Source organism: Herbaspirillum sp. GW822-FHT03A08 (assembly GCF_058801885.1).
Genome location: NZ_JBXANR010000002.1, coordinates 718581 through 736409, shown reverse-complemented (window position 1 = coordinate 736409; position 17829 = coordinate 718581). Strand labels below are relative to the sequence as shown.

Sequence of the window (17829 nt, the reverse complement as noted above, 5' to 3'; positions counted from 1 at the left end):
ATCCCGCCATGCCTTCTTCACAGTCTCCAGCACGCCTGACAGCGCCAGCGACATTCCTGCTGCTGGCGATGAGCGCCAGCTTCGCTCTCGCACAGAACCCGGCGCAGATCGTCGTCGCGCAACCGGCCGATATCCGCTCCACCAATCCCGGCGTCAATCGCGACAACACCACGGACGGTGTTGTGCTCAACGTGGTCGAAGGTCTGGTCGGTTATCACGAAAACGGTTCTGTCGGTCCGCTGCTGGCGAAGTCGATCAACGTCAGCCCCGACGGCCTGACCTATACCTTCAAGCTGCGCACCGGCGTCAAGTTCCACAACGGCGATCCCATGACCTCGGCCGATGTGCTGTGGAGCTGGAACCGCTACATGAATCCCAAGACCGACTGGCGCTGTCTGAGCGATTTCGACGGCCGCTCGGGCACCAAAGTGCTATCGGCAACCGCACCCGATGCGCAAACCTTTGTGCTGAAGATCGACAAACCGTCTGCCATCTTCCTCGACAATCTGGCGCGTACCGACTGTGCCATGGCAGCGGTCATCAGCAAGAAATCAGTCAAGGAAGACGGCAGCTGGGACAAGCCTATCGGCACCGGCCCGTACAAGTTTGATGAATGGAAGCGCGGCGAATACGTCACCCTGAGCGCCTTTGCCGACTACCAGTCGCCGCCGGGCAACAAGCCGGACGGCTATCTCGGCCTGAAGAAACCGCAGATTCCGCAGGTCAAGTTCCTGGACGTGCCCGACATGTCCACCTCCAAGGCCGGCCTGCAATCCGGCGCCATCGACGCCGGCCAGATCACTTCGTCGGACGTCAAGGAGCTGAAGGCCAATCGCAATCTGAACGTGATTATCCCAAGCGAGGCCGGCAAGAACACTTTGCTGATGCAGACCAATGACCCGGTGCTCAAAGACGAGCGCATCCGTCAGGCCATCGCGCTGTCGCTGGACATGAAGCAGATCGTCGAAGCAGCCTCCGAAGGCCTGGCGCATGTCAACAACTCCGCCATTTACGACAAGTCGCTGTTCTACAGCACGGAACAAAAGAAGGGCTACGTCTACAACCCGACCAAGGCCAAGCTGTTGCTGCAACAGGCCGGCTATCGCGGCCAGCCCATCGTGATCCAGGCCAACAAGCGTGCACACGTGCCGAGCTATACCGTGGCCGTGCTGAGCCAGGCGATGATGCAGGCGGTCGGCATCAATGCGCAGATCGAAGTACTGGAATGGGCCACGCAACTGGATCGCTACAACAGCGGCAATTACCAGATGAGTTCCTTCACGTATTCCTCGCGTCTGGATCCGGCGCTGAGCTATGAGCAGTTTTCCGGCAACAAGGCAAAGCAGTCGCGCAAGGTGTGGGACGATCCAGCCGCGCAAAAGCTGATCGATCAGAGCTTCATCGAATCCGACACCAAGAAGCGCCAGATCCTGTTCGACCAATTGCACAACATGCTGATCACCAAGACGCCGTTGATCCTGCTGTACAACGTGACCGACTCCTGGGCCATCCGTAAACGCGTCACCGGTTACACCGTCTGGGAAAGCAAACCGCTGATGTGGACCAGCAGCCTGGCCAAATAAACCGAATCCCCTGCGGCGGGTTGCTCACAGCAACCAGATGAACATCCCGCCATTTTCTTGTTGAACATTTTTTCTGCGAGCGCCTTCCGCCATCTCGCCAGGCTGCTGCATTGCCTGCTTTCTTTGAGGACTACCCGACATCATGACTATCATTCAGCAATTTCCTTTTGTCTCCGTCTCCGGCACACCGCATGAACGCGGCGTGCAATACGGCCAGCAGGCTGCCGACCGCGTGCGCGGCAGCATCGCGCTGTACGGCCAGACGCTCGTCAACATCGGCTATGGCGAACAGGCGCGCAACAAGCTGATCGATTTCTTTGCAAAACAGATCGGCGATTACGCGCCACACTACATCGATGAAATGCGCGGCATTGCCAAAGGTGCGAACGTAGACTTCGCCGATATCGTGATGATCAATGCGCGTACCGAAGTCCTCGCCAAAGCACGCGCCGAGAAAGTCGCAGCCGTCGACAACGAACCCGGCGACGGCTGCACCGGCGCGTTGATCCTGCCGGAGCGCTCGGCCACCGGCAATCTGATCCACGGACAGAACTGGGACTGGCGCGCCGAATGCGCCGACACCTCCATCGTGCTGCGCGTGCGCAACGACAACGGGCCTGACTTCCTGACCTTCGTCGAAGCAGGCGGACTGGCGCGCAGCGGCTTCAACAGCGCCGGCGTATCCATCACGGCCAACTATCTGGAATCGAACCGCGACTTCACGCAACTGGGCGTGCCGCTGTCGCTGATCCGCCGCAAGGTGCTGGAACAGGAAATTTTTTCGCTGGCGATGAAAGCAGTGGCGACCACGCCGAAGTCCTGCTCCAACAACATCATGCTGGGCATGGCAGAAGGTTTCGGCATCGACTTCGAATGCACCACCAATGAATCCTTCCCGATCTATCCGGGCGAAGACGGCCTCATCGTGCATGCGAATCACTGGATGTCGCAAGTCGCGCTGAGCAAGCTCATCGACCTCGGCATTGCCAATTCTCCCGACAGCCACTATCGCGACTGGCGCGTGCGCAAATTGCTCAACGCCGCCGGCCCCAAGCTCGGCCGCCAGCAAATGAAGGACGCCTTCTTCGACAACTTCGGCCTGCCCTATTCGGTCTGCCGTCCGCCACGTCCGGGCAGCCACGACAATCTGTCGGCCACAGTGGCGATGGTCATCATGGAACCGGCGGCACGCGAAATGGAAGTGGCGCCGCTGCCGGCGTTGAATCGCGTGTTCACACGCTACAGCCTGGATCGCGATCCGGTGTTGTTGGCTGCATAGTCGAATCTTGGCGACAACGAAGTGACAACGAAGTGACGCGTGGATGGAGACAATGTTGTCACTTTGTTTTTGCTACGCGATAGCACAGCAATCGCATAGCAATAGCGGAAGGAAAGCGGAAGAAGAAGCACAGCAAAAATCAAGAAATACAGCGTCGTGAAAACGATTTCCTTCTTTTTGACGTCAGTGTTCTGTCAGCAAAATAGCCTGTCATCGTTTGCGCAAAACAGACTTCATTGCCTTCGGCGCAAGGCAATTGCATTGAATTGTAAATTCTCGGCAATTTACAAAAAAATTGCTTCAGAACATCATCTGCACGACCGTTAATACCTCTGTGAAAATGCGTCGGCCTTCAGACTCGGGGAACAGAGTTGTCATTTTTGTTCGGGGCATGCGGACGATATTGGCAAAAAATATCGACTGCAGAGGCGGTTGGCCTGATGCATTTTCTTGATTGATGAACGCCAGCCAGGAAAACACCCCCAGCCGGCAGCACCTGCAATTCGGTAACTACTGCCGCTCTCAATTCAAAAGAAAAAGATCACAACATGAAAACCCTCAAACTGACCATCAAGTCCCGCATCGCGCTCGCGATGGCGATTCTCTCCGTCCTGCTTCTTGCCATCGGCGTGACCGGCCTGTTCGGCATGTCTTCGGTAGTGACAGTCAATCGCGAGCTCTATCAGGTGCGCATGCCGAAAACGGTTGCCGCCGACAACACCCTGCTGTGGGTCGGCCGCCAGCGCACCTCGCTGGACCAGGCTGCACTGACGACGGATCCGGCATGGGCGCAGCAGATGTACAAGACCGAAGCGGACGTCGGCAAACAGGCGCTGGAGTGGTGGGCGAAATACGCAGCGCTGCCGCAAAGCGAGCAGGCGAAAAAGCTGGTGCAGGAAGTGACCGACGGCCTGACGAAAACGGAAAAGGCCGTCGATGAATTCCGCGAAGCCATCAAGGGCGGCGACCGCCAGCAGATTTCCGACAAGGCGCGCGTGCTGGGCACGGTGTACACCGCGATGCAAAAGAGCGGCACGCTGCTCAACGAATACGAGACCGAAGCAGCGCGCCATAACTATGAAGACTCGCTGAACCGCTATGAAAACTTCCGCATGATTTCCATCGCTGCGGTGGCCATCGGTCTGCTGTTGGCCGGTTACAGCTGGTTCTCGCTGCGCCGCGCGATCTCGCGTCCGATCGAACAGGCGCTCAAGCATTTCGACGACATTGCCGAAGGCGACCTGACGCATCGCGTGCACGTGCATTCGACCGATGAAATGGGCCAGCTGCTGACCGGCCTGTCGAAGATGCAGGACAATCTGACCAGGACCGTTTCCACCGTGCGCACCGGCAGCGACGCCATCGCTACCGCCACCAAGGAAATCAGCGCAGGCAATCTCGACCTGTCCTCACGCACCGAACAGCAGGCAGCCTCGCTGGAAGAAACCGCTTCCAGCATGGAAGAACTGACCAGCACCGTGAAGCACAATGCCGACAATGCGCGCCAGGCATCGACGCTGGCCGTCAACGCATCGCAGATCGCCAGCGCCGGCAACGATGTGGTCAGCCGCGTGGTCAGCACCATGGACGAAATCCGCGACAGCTCCAGCAAGATTACCGAGATCGTCGGCATCATCGACGGCATTGCCTTCCAGACCAACATCCTCGCGCTGAACGCCGCTGTGGAAGCCGCGCGCGCCGGCGAGCAAGGCCGCGGCTTTGCAGTGGTCGCCAGCGAAGTGCGCGCCCTGGCGCAACGTTCTTCCAGCGCCGCCAAGGAAATCAAGGACCTGATCATGCTGTCGGTGGATCGCGTGCAAACCGGTTCGTCGCTGGCAGGCCAGGCCGGCCAGACCATGAGCGAAATCATCGGCGCCGTGCAACGGGTGACAGACATCATGGGTGAAATTTCTTCCGCCTCCAGCGAGCAAAGTTCGGGCATCGACCAGGTGTCGCGAGCCGTCTCGCAAATGGACGAAGCCACGCAGCAAAACGCCGCACTGGTCGAACAAGCCAGCGCCGCCGCCAAGTCGCTGGAACAGCAGGCCTTGTCGCTGAAAGACGCCGTCTCCATCTTCAAGATCATCGAAGAACAGCGTGCGCATCAACCGTATGCCGCGCCGGCTTACACGGCCTCCACTGCAAAACCGGTCAATGCCCGCAGCACCAGATCCATCACGCCGCTGAAGATGCCGCTCCCGGCATCGAAGCCCGCGCTGGCCGCCGCAACACCCGCCATCGGGAAGTCGTCCGCAGTTTCGTCTAACGACGATTGGGAAACCTTCTAATTCGGCATCGCTGCCATGTGCAGCCCATCGCGATTTCTTGCGCAATACATTGTTCATGACCGGAGAGCCGACATAGGTTCTCCGGCTGGCAAACGCATGTCTGTTTTGCATGCGGAGAGATCACTCTTTCCGTGATTTTTTGCGGCGGAGCAAATCTGCGGCTACACCAAATCTCACCCACTTACACAAGGAGGCACAGATGAGTGACGACAACACCCAAGCACCACCACGGCGGCATTTTCTGCGACAGGTCATTACTGTCGCGGGCACTGCATCGCTATCTTCTCCACTGGCTGTCGGCGCCGGAGCCGGCGCAGCAATCGCGGCCACCACGGCAGGCGCCGCTGATGCACCTGCAGCCTCGCCGGGCCTGGTCGGTTACGAAAGCTTCAGCGCCGATGAAGCGGCTTTCGTCGAGACCATGGTCAACATCATGTGCCCGGCGGATCAGTTCACGCCCAACGGCGTCGACTGCGGCCTGGCGATTTTCATCGATCGCCAGTTAAGCGGCGCTTACGGCAAAGGGGCAGGACGCTACATGAACGGCCCGTGGCAAGAAGGTAAGCCGCAGCTAGGATTACAACTGCCGCTGACGCCTGAGCAGTTCTTCAAGGCCGGCGTGGAAGCCGCCAACCGCCAGGCAATCAAGAAATTCGGCAAAGCCTTCGACCAGTTGGCGCCCGCGGATGCCGACGCTTTCCTCGCCGCCATTGCGGACGGCAAAGTGGTCGACGAAGACACCCCGCTGGGATCCTGGTTCAACGAACTGATGTATCCGTTGTTCACGCAAGCCTGTTACGCCGACCCGCTGTACGGCGGCAACAACAATAAGGTGTTCTGGAAGATGCTCGGCTATCCCGGCTTGCCGGCGACGCACACGCTGGACATGGTCAACTATCGCGGCAAACCCTTCCCCGGCGCGAAAGATCCCAAGTCCATCCTCGACTTCAGCTAAGGACACAACATGATAAAAAAACTGGAAAAGCGGACGGTCGTGATCGTCGGCGGCGGGCTCACTGCGGGCCTGGTTTCGCGTCAGCTGACGGCGCAAGGCATCGACGTGCTGGTGCTGGAACGCGGCGGCGATCATAGCAACGGCGCCGAAGCCAAGCTGCCGTCGCAACGCGATGAATTGCGCTGGGACGTGCGCCAGGGCCTGGTGCAAAAATGGAATGTGCAGACGTATACGCTGCGTCATTCGCGCAGCGACACCTCGCTGCCGGTGCGCTGGATGGAAGCTTTCCTGCCCGGCGAAGGCATGGGCGGCGCCGCCAATCACTGGAACGGCCACACCTGGCGCTGGGCCGAGTACGACCCGGCCTTGCGCACGCATTACACCAATCGTTACGGCGCCAAGGCGATTCCTGCCAACATGCCGCTGCAGGACTGGGGCGTGACGTACAAGGAGATGGAGCCTTACCACGATCTGTTCGAGAAGCTGTTCGGCATCTCCGGCAAGGCAGGCAACATCAACGGTAAAAAGCAGACCGGCGGCAATCCGTTCGAAGCGCCGCGCCGCGGCGAATATCCGCAAAAACCGCTGGAGATCACCGAAGCCGGATCGATCTTCAAGCAGACGGCAGAGAAGATGGGCTATCACCCGTTCCCGACGCCAGCCGCCAACTCATCCGGCGTGTACACCAATCCGGACGGACAGAAGTTGGGCCAATGCCAGTATTGCGGTCACTGCGAACGCTTCATCTGCGAAGCGCAGGCCAAGGCGTCGCCGGAAGTGCTGCTGTATCCGATGCTGAAGCAACGCAAGGGTTTTGAAATACGCCTGAACAGCCACGTGCTCGGCGTGAACTACGACGCACAGGCCAAACGCGTGACCGGCGTGCGCTATCTCGACCTGCGCAGCGGCCAGGAATACGAACAGCCGGCCGACGTCGTCGTGCTGGGCGCATTCACCATGACCAACACCAAACTGCTGCTGCTTGATAAGATCGGTACGCCGTATGATCCGGTTACCGGCAAGGGCGTGGTCGGCAAAAACTTCTGCTACCAGACCACATCCGCCGTGAACGTGTTCATGAAGGATCGCTGGACCAATCCTTTCCTGTCCACCGGCAGCACCGGCACCGTGATCGACGACTTCAACAACGACAACTTTGATCACACGGGCCTGGGTTTCCTTGGCGGCGGCATGATCAGCGCCAACATGTTCAGCGGCCGGCCTATCGTCGCGCGTCGCCTGCCGCCGGGCACGCCGCGCTGGGGCACCAAGTGGAAGCAGGCCAACGTCGACTGGTATGCGCATTCCTTCGGCATGTCGATCCAGGGCAGCTGCTATCCGAACACGGAAAACTTCCTTGATCTCGATCCGGTTTACAAGGACGCCTACGGCCAGCCGCTGGTGCGCATGACTTTCGACTGGCGCGAGAACGAGACCAGGATGTCGGCCTACGTCACCAAAAAGATGGAAGACATCGCCAAAGCGATGGGCGCCGACATCGTCGGTCCGGCGGTGCCGCGCAAGAGTCCGTTCGACATTCGCGCCTACCAGACCACGCACATCACCGGCGGTACGCCGATGGGCACGGATCCGGCGCATAGCGTGGTCTCACCGCGTCTGCAGCACTGGGATGCGCAGAATCTGTTCGTAGTCGGCGCTTCGGTGTTCCAGCACAACTCGGGCTACAACCCCACCGGTCCGCTGGCGGCGCTGGCAGTCCGTCTGGGCGACGATCTGGTGCGCTACGTGCAGCGTCCGCGCATGCTGTGATGCGCGACGGATATTTATTATTTTGAGGAGTGAACAATGAAGTATTTCCACCGCGCAGCGCTCGCCGCTGCAATCGTACTGTCGGCGGCATCAGCACCGGCCATGGCGCAAGACGTCAACGCCGGCAAACTGGTCTTCGCACAATGCGCCGCCTGCCACACGGTTACCACCGCCAATGGCATCGGCCCCGGTCTGCTGGGCATCGTCGGCCGCAAGTCGGCAGCGTCGCCGGGCTTTCGCTACAGCCCCGCGCTCAAGCGCGCCAATCTGACCTGGGATGAAAAAAATCTGGACGCCTACATCGCCGATCCGCAGAAGCTCTTGCCGGGCAACGTCATGCCGTTCTCGGGCATCGCCGACGCCAGGCAGCGCGCGGATCTGATTGCGTATCTGAATAGCGTGAAGTAAGTCGCAGCACCGGCCTCGCCCGGGATTGTTCCTGCGGGAGCATACCCGCGCGTGCCGGATTTTTTTGCTGCCGGCGTTCTTATTTCATTTTCTTTTCAGGAACCGCCTGCGCTTTCGTTCTTTTCGCCGCTGCCGGAACAGCCACGGCAGCAGACGCTTGCGGCATCGCAATCGTCGCTTTGAGAAACAGTGACAGGACCGCCTCGGCAGTCTTGTCGTCGATCCGCTCCGGGTCACAGCGATGGGCGAAGCACACGCCTTCGCACAAGGCCATCAGACCGATCGCGATCTGGTTCGCGGGGGCGATCGAGGGTGTATTCGTCAGGCGGGCGAAGATCTCGACGAACTCGGCGATCTGTTCGTGGCGCTCGCGCAGAAAGATGCTCAGCTTGGCGCGGAATTTCTCGTCGCGCATGGCGACGATCTTTGCTTCCATCCACAGCTGGCTGCACATGTCATCGCGATACAGCGTACTGTAGTAGCCGGAAATCTTTTCCATCAGCTCGATCGGATCGATCACCGGCGCCTGGAACATGCGGTGAAACTCCAGATCGATGTCCGCACTCTCCCTACGCAGCAATTCAAAGAACAACTCGGTCTTGTCGCTGAAGTTGGAATAGAACGCGCCCCGCGTATAGCCTGCTGCGGCGGTGATGTCTTCCACACTGGCCAGTGTGAATCCCTTTTGAATAAACATCGCATGCGATGCCTCCAGCAGGCGTTGGCGCGTCTGCTCGCGGCTTTGCTCGCGGCTCAGGCGCTGGCGGCCCGCGGACGGGCCTTCTGTTTTGGCAACTAATCCGGCGTTGGCTGTGGTCATGGCTTTGCTCATGGCGTGATTTTAGCATCGATGTATTCAAATACATCATTGCATCTGAATTCATTAGTGTATTAGAATGCCAAAAAATTCCCCACTTGCGTATTGCGATGCATCACCTCATCGCCACGCATCGCACGTCAATCAGGTTGCAGGGTTCGGAACGGCTGACGATCCGGACATCACATTTCCAGAAAGGAATGCCGTGAAGTTTGCTCATCATCGCCGCACCATCTCCCCTCTCCTTCCCCGTTCTCCGGTGATGCTGCCGCTGGTGCTGGCCGTCACGCTGGCGCTGGCCGCCTGCCAGAAACCGGCGCCGGTCGCCGATGCGCCGCGCGAAGTCGTGGTCCTGCCGGCGCAAGCCGACAGCGGCGCGCAACTGCTGACTTTGCCTGGTGAAGTGCAGTCGCGCTTCTCGACGCCGATGTCGTTCCGCATTGCAGGGCAAGTCGTCGAACGCCGCGTGCATCTCGGCGATACCGTGCGCAAGGGCGATGTGGTGGCGCGTCTGGATCCTGCCGACGCCGACCACAACGCCGCCAGCGCGGAAGCCGACCTGGCCTCCGCGCGCGAACATTTCGACGCCGCCGAGAAACAACTGCAACGCGACACCCTGCAAGCCCGCGACAAACTGATCAGCGCCTTGCAACTTGAGCAAACCCAGGATGCCTACGCCGCCGCCAAGGCCCAGCTCAAAGGCGCCACGGCACGCGCTGCCGTGGCCGGCAACCAGCGCAACTACACGCGCCTGATCGCCGAACACGATGGCGTCATCAGCGCCGAACAGGCCAACACCGGCGAAGTGCTGGCAGCCGGACAGCCGGTGTTTTCGCTGGCGTGGTCGGGCGCTACCGACGTCACGACGGAAGTCTCCGAAAGCCAGGTTGCAAAGATCCGTGTCGGCGCACCCGCCACCGTCAGACTGACTGCACTGCCAGATCAGAAACTGACCGGCCGCGTACGTGAAGTCAGCCCCGCCGCCGATCCGCAAAGCCGCACCTTCCGCGTCAAGGTGACGCTGGAAACACAAAATCCTTCCCTGCGTCTGGGCATGAGCGGCGAAGTCTCCATCAATACGTCGGCACAAGAAAAAACCGCATCTGCATCGCAAGCGACCACCGTCATCCCCGCCACCGCGCTGTTCCATCAGGGCAATCGCCCGGCGGTGTGGATCGTGCGGCCTGCCGACGGCAAGCTGGAATTGCGTCCGGTCATCGTCAGCGCCTACGGTGAGCGCAGCGTCACGCTGAGCGACGGCGTTGCCGGCGGTGAAAAGATCGTGGTCCAGGGCGTACATACGCTGACCGCCGGCGAGAAAGTCAAACCGATCGCGCCTTTGCATGCTGAGGATTTCGCACTATGAGCGCACCCGGACGTTTTAACCTGTCGTCATGGACCTTGCAGCATCAGGCGCTGGTCACTTTCATCCTGGCGCTGATCACGCTGCTCGGCATCGGCTCCTATTCCAAGCTGTCGCAATCGGAAGATCCTCCGTTCACCTTCAAGGTCATGGTGATCCAGACCGACTGGCCGGGCGCCACGGCGCGCCAGGTGCAGGAGCAGGTCACTGACCGCATCGCCCGCAAATTGCAGGAGACGCCTGACGTCGACTTCCTGCGCAGTTATTCGCGCCCGGGCCAGTCGCAATTATTCTTCACCATCAAGGACACCGCGCCTGCCGCCCAGGTCCCGAAGACCTGGTATGAAGTCCGCAAGAAGGTTGGCGACATCGCCGCGACTTTGCCCGGCGGCGTCAAGGGTCCTTACTTCAACGATGAATTCGGCGACGTCTACACCAACATCTACGCATTGGAAGGCGATGGTTTCTCCCCGGCGCAATTGCGCGATTATGCCGACCAGCTGCGCGGTGAATTGCTGCGCGTACCGGGCGTTGGCAAGATCGATTATTTCGGCGACCGCAACCAGCACATCTACATCGACATCTCCAATGCGCAGATGTCGCGGCTGGGCATCAATCCGCAGCAACTGGGCGACCTGATCGGCGCGCAGAATGCGGTGGCGCCGGGCGGCCTGATCAGCACATCCAATGACCGCCTGTATGTGCGTCCAAGCGGGCAGTTCAGCGACGTCAAGGCGATCAGCGACAAGATCATCCGTGTCAACAACCGCAACTTCCGCCTCGGCGACATCGCTACCGTCACACGCGGGTATGACGATCCGCAAGAACAGCAGATGCGTTCCGACGGCAAGCCTGTGCTCGGCATCGGCGTCACCATGCAGCCGGGTGGGGACGTAATTCGTCTCGGCAAGGCGCTGGATGAAAGCACCGAAGCCTTGCGTGCTCGCCTGCCTGCAGGTCTGAAACTGACTGCCGTATCCAGCATGCCGCATGCGGTCGAAAAATCGGTCGACGACTTCCTTGAGGCGGTGGCCGAAGCGATCGCCATCGTGCTGGTAGTGAGCCTGCTGTCGCTGGGTATCCGCACCGGCATGGTGGTGGTGATCTCCATTCCTATCGTGCTGGCGGTGACGGCGCTGTTCATGTACATGTTCGACATCGGCCTGCACAAGGTGTCGCTCGGCACGCTGGTGCTGGCGCTGGGCCTGCTGGTGGACGACGCCATCATTGCGGTGGAAATGATGGCGGTGAAGCTGGAGCAAGGCTGGAACCGGCGCCGTGCCGCTGCATTCGCCTACACCAGCACCGCCTTCCCGATGCTGACCGGCACGCTGGTGACGGTGTCGGGTTTCCTCCCGATTGCGCTGGCGAAATCCGGCACCGGCGAATACACGCGCTCGATCTTCGAAGTCTCAGCGATTGCGCTGCTGCTGTCGTGGCTCGCTGCGGTCGTGCTGATTCCGCTGCTGGGCTATCACATGCTCAAGGAAAAACCGCAGCCCGAAGGCGCCGCGCAAGACGATGAAGCAGATCATTCGCATGAAGCCCACGAAGAAGACCACGACCATGCCATCTACAAGACCCGCGTCTACACACGCCTGCGCAGCATGGTGGCGTGGTGCGTGGCGTATCGCGGCCGTGTGGTGATTCTCACGGCGCTGTTGTTCGTCGGCTCGCTCGCCGCTTTCGGTCTGGTGCCGCAGCAATTCTTCCCCAGCTCGGATCGTCCCGAACTGCTGATCGACCTGCGCCTGCCGGAACGCGCTTCGTTTGAAGCCACCCAGCGCGAAGCCTTGCGCATGGAAGCAGTGCTGAAGGGCCGTCCCGAAATCGATCACGTGGTCAACTTCGTGGGCACCGGCGCACCACGCTTTTATCTGCCGCTGGATCAGCAACTGCCGAGTGCCAACTTTGCGCAATTCGTGGTGACCGCCAAATCGGTGGAGGATCGCGAAAAACTGGCGAAGGCGCTGGAGCAACCATTGCGCGAGCAATTCAGCGGTCTGCGCACACGTCTGACGCGTCTGGAAAACGGCCCTCCGGTCGGCTTCCCGGTGCAGTTCCGCGTCAGTGGCGAAAAGATCCCGGAAGTACGCGCCATCGCTGAAAAGGTCGCCGCCGAAATCCGCAAGGAGTCGCGCGCCACTAACGTCCAGTTCGACTGGGATGAACCGGCGCAACGTTCGGTCACCTTCGAACTCGACCAGAAGCGCGTCGCCGAAATGGGCCTGACCACACAGCAGGTGTCCAGCTTCCTGGCGATGAATCTGTCGGGCTATACCGTCACTCAGTACCGTGAACGCGACAAGCTCATCAGCGTCGATCTGCGCGCGCCACGCAGCGAACGCGTCGATCCGTCGCGCCTGAGTTCGCTGGCGATACCGACCGCTTCCGGTTCGGTGCCGCTGAGCACGCTGGGCCACATTCGCAACGAACTGGAATACGGCATCATCTGGGAACGCGATCGTCAGCCCACCATCACGGTGCTGGCCGATGTACGTGCCGGCGTACAGGGCATCGACGTGAGCAATGCGCTGGACGAAAAGCTGGGGGCATTGCGCAAGGAGCTGCCGGTCGGCTATCGCATCGCCGTCGGCGGACCGGTGGAAGAAAACGCCAAGGCGCAGGCCTCGATCTCGGCGCAGATGCCATTGATGGTGATCGCGGTGCTGGTGCTGCTGATGGTGCAGCTGCAAAGCTTCGGCCGCACCATGATGGTGGTGATGACGGCGCCGCTGGGCATGATCGGCGTGGTCGGCGCACTGCTGCTGTTCCACCAGCCGTTCGGCTTCGTGGCGATGCTGGGCACGATCGCCATGCTCGGCATCATCATGCGCAACTCGGTGATTCTGGTCGATCAGATCGAGCAGGACATCGGTGCCGGACGCAAGCGTTTCGACGCCATCGTCGGCGCCACAGTGCGACGCTTCCGCCCGATCACACTGACGGCTGCCGCCGCAGTGCTGGCGCTGATCCCGCTGCTGCGCAGCAACTTCTTCGGCCCGATGGCAACCGCACTCATGGGTGGCATCACCGTCGCCACCGTGCTGACCCTGTTCTATCTGCCGGCGCTGTATGCCTTGTGCTACAAGGTCAAGCCAAGCGAGACCGCCTATGCCGATTCCGACACTGCATCTGAAGGGAGCCGCTAATGCGCGCCGTTAATTTCACCCCTCCCCGCTATGCGATTTATCTGGTTGCGCTGACCTTGTCCGGCTGCGCGCTCGGGCCGAAAGGCATCGCGCCTGACATGCCGCAGCCGGCGCACTACGGCGTGGAAGCTACGCCTGCCGCGATCGGTCCTGCTGACGACTCTCAAAAATTTGTACTGGGCGAACGTCCGGTGCCGAACTGGTGGGAAGCCTACCGCTCGCCGCAGTTGTCGGGCTGGGTGGAAGAAGCGCTGGCGAAAAATTATTCGCTGTCGCAAGCTACCCATAGCCTGGCCGCGGCGAAAGAACAACTGCGCGCGCAGATCAACGAGTCGATGTTCCCGACCGTCGACGCCGTACTGCAATCGAATCGCCAGCGGGCGCTCGGCCTGCCGAACATCGGCGCACCGACCAATCTGTACAACGTCTTTGCCGGCGAGCTCAACGTCAGCTACACCTTCGACCTGTTCGGGGTGGAACGCTATGCCAACTCGGCGGCCGCGGCGCAGGTCGATGCGCAGTCCTACCAGCTTGATGCAGCGCGCCGCGCATTGGCGGCCAACGTCGTGATCGCGGCAGTCAATGGCGCCGCACTGCGCGCGCAGGTGGAGGCAACCGAACGGCTGGTGCAGCTGGCAGACGCCGACACGGCGGAGCTGCAACGCCGGCTGGAACTCGGATCGGCTTCGCGCACTGATGTGCAGAATGCGCAGGCAAGCGCCGATTCCTTGCGTGCAAATCTGCCCGGCTTGCGCACGCAATGGCAGGCTGCGCGCCACGCTTTGGCGGTGCTGATGGGACGCACGCCTGACGCGGCGCCGCCCGATCTGGAACTGGTAACCTTGACGCTGCCGGAGCGCGTGCCGGTGGCCGTGCCGTCCGATCTGCTGAAACAGCGCCCTGACATCCTGGCTGCCGACGCTGCGTTAAAGGTTGCGGCGGCGCAGGAAGCGCTGGCTACAGCTGAGATGTTCCCCAGCCTGTCAATTACGGGATCCTTCGGCCGGGCCGGCTTTACCTGGCCCAAAGCCACCAGCGGCGCCGGTGCGGTATGGGGCATCGGCGCATCGCTGACGCAGCCGCTGTTTCATGGCGGCGCGCTGCAAGCACGGCGCCGGGCTGCGCAGGACGAGTACCTGGCTTCGCAGGACAATTATCGCCAGACCGTGCTTACTGCCTTCCAGAACGTGGCCGACAGCCTGAGCGCATTGACCCACGATGCCGATACCCTGGCGGCCGCCAGCAATGCCCGCCGGCAGAGCGAGCAATCCTGGCGCGATGCCGAACGGCGTGCGTCGCTGGGCGCCATTGCACCGAGCCTGACACGATCCGGAGAGAAGCAATTCCACAATGCGCGGTTGACGGAGATTCGCGCCGTCGCCACGCGACTGGCGGATACAGCGACGCTGTTCCAGGCGATGGGTATTCCGCCAAAGGATGAGAAGAGCGAATAAGGCGGAGCGGAGAGAAGTATTGCTGCAATGCCGGAGCAACGTCAGGGCCGGTCAAGCACCGGCCCTGATGCCGGCTAGGCTTGCAGGAAGCGTTCGACCAGACGCGTCCAGTAGGCGGCGCCCACCGTCACGTTATCGTCATTGAAGTCGTAATGCGAATTGTGCAGCATCGGTTTGCCTGCGCCATTGCCGACGCGCAGGAAGCAACCCGGGCGCTGTTGCAGGAAGTAGGCGAAATCTTCGCTGCCGGCAATCGGCGCAAATGGCGCGATGATCTTGTCTTCGCCGACCAGTTCTGCGGCAATCTGTTTGGCGAATTCGGTTTCCGCTTCCGAATTGACCAGCACCGGATAACCACGGATGTATTCCACTTCCGCCTTTGCGCCGTAACCTTCCACATGCGACTGCACCAGCGCGCGGATGCGCTGCTCCAGCAACTCGCGCACCTCTTGCTTGAAGGAGCGCACGCTCAGCTCCATCGTCGCGTGTTCCGGAATCACGTTGGCGGCATGACCCGCATGCAGTGAGCCGACAGTCACCACGGCCGCTTCCATCGGATCGACATTGCGCGACACCACGGTCTGCAGAGCCATCACCAGGCTGCTGGCGGTCACCAGCGGATCAATGGATTGATGCGGACGTGCGGCATGGCTGCCCTTGCCGATGATCTTGATCTTCACCGTATCGCATGCCGCCATGAACGGACCGGAGCGGAACATGAAGGTCCCGGTCTCCACGCCCGGATGATTGTGCATGCCGAAAATCGCATCGCAGGGGAAGCGTTCGAACAAGCCGTCCTTGATCATCTGCTCGGCGCCGCTGTTGAAGCCTGCTTCTTCCGCCGGTTGAAAGATCAGGTTGACGATGCCGTCGAAATTACGCGTGCGCGACAGCTGCAACGCCGCACCGAGCAGCATCGCGGTGTGGCCATCGTGGCCGCAGGCGTGCATTTTTCCCTGGCGTTCGCTGGCATAGCTCAAGCCGGTCATCTCGTTGATCGGCAGTGCATCCATGTCGGCGCGCACGCCGATGCTGCGCGTGCCGCTGCCGGCGCGCAGGGTGGCGACCAGGCCGTTGCCGCCGATGTTGCGCGTGACGGCATAGCCCCAGCCTTCCAGACGCGCCGCGACCAGCGCGGCGGTGTCGACTTCTTCATATGACAATTCGGGATGCTGATGAATGTGGCGGCGAATGCCGACCAGCTCATCCTTGACGTCGTCCAGATCGGCGATCTGGCAAAACTCTGTACTCATGTGTTTACTCCGGAAATCGGTTATTAGCCCATGACCTTAGGCTGCGACTGTTTTGTCTGTTCTGCGCGCCAGCACTTGCTCGCCCTGCTCCGACAGATCCCAGAACAGGCCGGCCATGACTTGCAGCGACTCGCGCGACACGCTGGCAAGTATATGCTCGTTGGGCGCATGCTGCGAGCAGGCCGGGTACGAGTGCGGCACCCACAGCGTCGGCAAACCGAGCACGTCGGAGAATACGTCGTTGGGCAGCGAGCCGCCCAGGTTGGGCAACAAGGTCGGCTGCTTGCCGCTGGTTTCCTGCATCGACGCCAGACCCCAGCGCACCCATTCATCGTCCGGATTGAGGCGCGTGGCGGTGAACTGGATGCCCGACAGCGTGACTTCCACATCGGTGTAGCCATGTGCATCGAGATGCGCGCGCATGTTGGCGATGAAGTTCTTGTCGTCGCTGCCGACCACGAAACGGATCTGGCAATGCGCCGACGCATGGCCGGGAATGGCGTTGACCGGCGCTTCCGGATTGCCGGTCTTGAAGGCCAGCACTTCCAGCGTGTTCCAGCCGAACACGCGCTCGGCCGGCGTCAGGCCCGGTTCGCCCCAGTCGGCATCGACTTCAGGATCATTCGGGCCGCCTCCGACTTCCACATCGCGCAGCGCATTGCGCACGCTCTGCGGCAAGGCATCCGGCAACAGGCTGGGCACGCGGATGCGACCCTTGCCGTCGACCAGACAAGAAATGGCATTGGCAAGACGCACCCCTGGGTTGCGCAGCAGGCCGCCCCAGTTGCCGGAGTGATGACCGCCGTCGCGCGAGTTGACGCGCAGATCGAAATTGCAGCCGCCGCGTGAGCCGAGGAACATGGTCGGCGTCGGTGCATTGACACGCGGTCCGTCGGAGGCGATGAAGAGATCGGACTTCAGCTTCCCGGCGTATTTCTCGGCAACTTCTTTGAGCCCGGGCGAACCGGCTTCTTCGCCCATCTCCAGAATCACTTTGACGTTGTAGCCGAGCTTGCCGCCGCGCAGCTTGAGCACTTCGGTCAGCGCAGCGAAGTTGATGGTGTGTTGCGCCTTGTTGTCGGCGATGCCGCGGCCGTACCAGCGGTCGCCTTCGACGACGATCTCCCACGGCTTGAGGCCTTCGCGCCATTGCTTGTCGTAGCCGCGCACGACATCGCCGTGGCCGTAGGTCAGCAGGGTGAAGGCGGCATCGGCTTCCAGGCGTTCGGCCAGCAGGAAGGGCGTACCATCGGGTAGCGGATTGTCGATCACTTCGCAGGTGAAGCCGAGGCCTTCCAGCTCAGGTTGGATTTCCTGCAGCAGGTAATCGTACAGAATCGGCCGGCTGGCGGCCTCCTGGCTTTCGGTGCGGATGGCGACGCGCTTTTGCAAGGACGCCATGAAACGGCCGTCGTCGAAATAGGCGCTGACCTGCGCGATGGCTTGTGCTCTGCTCATGCTGCTTCTCCTCGGTTTATAAGTGAATCGATCATTTTTGAAATTGACG

12 protein-coding genes are annotated in these 17829 nt (G+C 61.0%); 9 read left to right on the top strand and 3 right to left on the bottom strand.

What is annotated here, in order from left to right; genetic code table 11:
- The first annotated feature begins 8 nt into the window (after positions 1–8).
- The 6 genes from AC1RN6_RS08470 to AC1RN6_RS08445 all read left to right on the top strand — a co-directional run bounded on the left by AC1RN6_RS08470 (position 9) and on the right by AC1RN6_RS08445 (position 8283).
- The gene (locus AC1RN6_RS08470) at positions 9–1583 is read left to right on the top strand and encodes an ABC transporter substrate-binding protein (protein WP_493004523.1); all 1575 of its coding nucleotides are present in this window, start codon (positions 9–11) and stop codon (positions 1581–1583) included.
- Positions 1584–1725: 142 nt separating this feature from the next.
- Positions 1726–2862, top strand: coding sequence for a C45 family autoproteolytic acyltransferase/hydrolase (locus AC1RN6_RS08465; protein ID WP_493004521.1), 1137 nt, complete (start codon positions 1726–1728; stop codon positions 2860–2862).
- A gap of 548 nt (positions 2863–3410) precedes the next feature.
- A complete protein-coding gene (locus AC1RN6_RS08460) occupies positions 3411–5150 on the top strand; it encodes a methyl-accepting chemotaxis protein (protein WP_493004520.1) in 1740 nt (579 codons plus the stop codon).
- A gap of 199 nt (positions 5151–5349) precedes the next feature.
- Positions 5350–6105: a gluconate 2-dehydrogenase subunit 3 family protein gene (locus AC1RN6_RS08455; RefSeq protein ID WP_493004518.1), complete on the top strand. Its 756-nt coding sequence runs from the start codon at positions 5350–5352 to the stop codon at positions 6103–6105.
- A gap of 9 nt (positions 6106–6114) precedes the next feature.
- Positions 6115–7875: a GMC family oxidoreductase gene (locus AC1RN6_RS08450; protein WP_493004516.1), complete on the top strand. Its 1761-nt coding sequence runs from the start codon at positions 6115–6117 to the stop codon at positions 7873–7875.
- Between the two features lie 36 nt (positions 7876–7911).
- The gene (locus AC1RN6_RS08445; protein ID WP_493004515.1) at positions 7912–8283 is read left to right on the top strand and encodes a c-type cytochrome; all 372 of its coding nucleotides are present in this window, start codon (positions 7912–7914) and stop codon (positions 8281–8283) included.
- Between the two features lie 79 nt (positions 8284–8362).
- Here the strand turns inward: AC1RN6_RS08445 and AC1RN6_RS08440 are convergent, their stop codons facing one another.
- Positions 8363–9103, bottom strand: coding sequence for a TetR/AcrR family transcriptional regulator (locus AC1RN6_RS08440; RefSeq protein ID WP_493004513.1), 741 nt, complete (start codon positions 9101–9103; stop codon positions 8363–8365).
- 259 nt (positions 9104–9362) lie between these two features.
- Here AC1RN6_RS08440 and AC1RN6_RS08435 point away from each other — a divergent pair, with 259 nt between their 5' ends.
- From AC1RN6_RS08435 to AC1RN6_RS08425, 3 genes are read left to right on the top strand one after another with little or no spacing between them, the layout of a single operon-like run.
- Positions 9363–10466: an efflux RND transporter periplasmic adaptor subunit gene (locus tag AC1RN6_RS08435; RefSeq protein ID WP_493004754.1), complete on the top strand. Its 1104-nt coding sequence runs from the start codon at positions 9363–9365 to the stop codon at positions 10464–10466.
- Positions 10463–13615, top strand: coding sequence for an efflux RND transporter permease subunit (locus AC1RN6_RS08430; RefSeq protein WP_493004512.1), 3153 nt, complete (start codon positions 10463–10465; stop codon positions 13613–13615). The genes AC1RN6_RS08435 and AC1RN6_RS08430 overlap by 4 nt, the downstream gene beginning before the upstream one ends.
- The gene (locus AC1RN6_RS08425; protein ID WP_493004511.1) at positions 13615–15069 is read left to right on the top strand and encodes an efflux transporter outer membrane subunit; all 1455 of its coding nucleotides are present in this window, start codon (positions 13615–13617) and stop codon (positions 15067–15069) included. The genes AC1RN6_RS08430 and AC1RN6_RS08425 overlap by 1 nt, the downstream gene beginning before the upstream one ends.
- A 74-nt stretch (positions 15070–15143) precedes the next feature.
- Here the strand turns inward: AC1RN6_RS08425 and AC1RN6_RS08420 are convergent, their stop codons facing one another.
- Together AC1RN6_RS08420 and AC1RN6_RS08415 are read right to left on the bottom strand one after the other, a co-directional pair.
- Complete coding sequence (locus AC1RN6_RS08420) at positions 15144–16322, bottom strand: M20 aminoacylase family protein (RefSeq protein WP_493004510.1); 1179 nt, start codon at positions 16320–16322, stop codon at positions 15144–15146.
- A gap of 36 nt (positions 16323–16358) precedes the next feature.
- Entirely contained in the window at positions 16359–17780 is a 1422-nt protein-coding gene (locus AC1RN6_RS08415) for a M20 family metallopeptidase (RefSeq protein ID WP_493004509.1), read from the bottom strand.
- Positions 17781–17829: the final 49 nt, after the last annotated feature.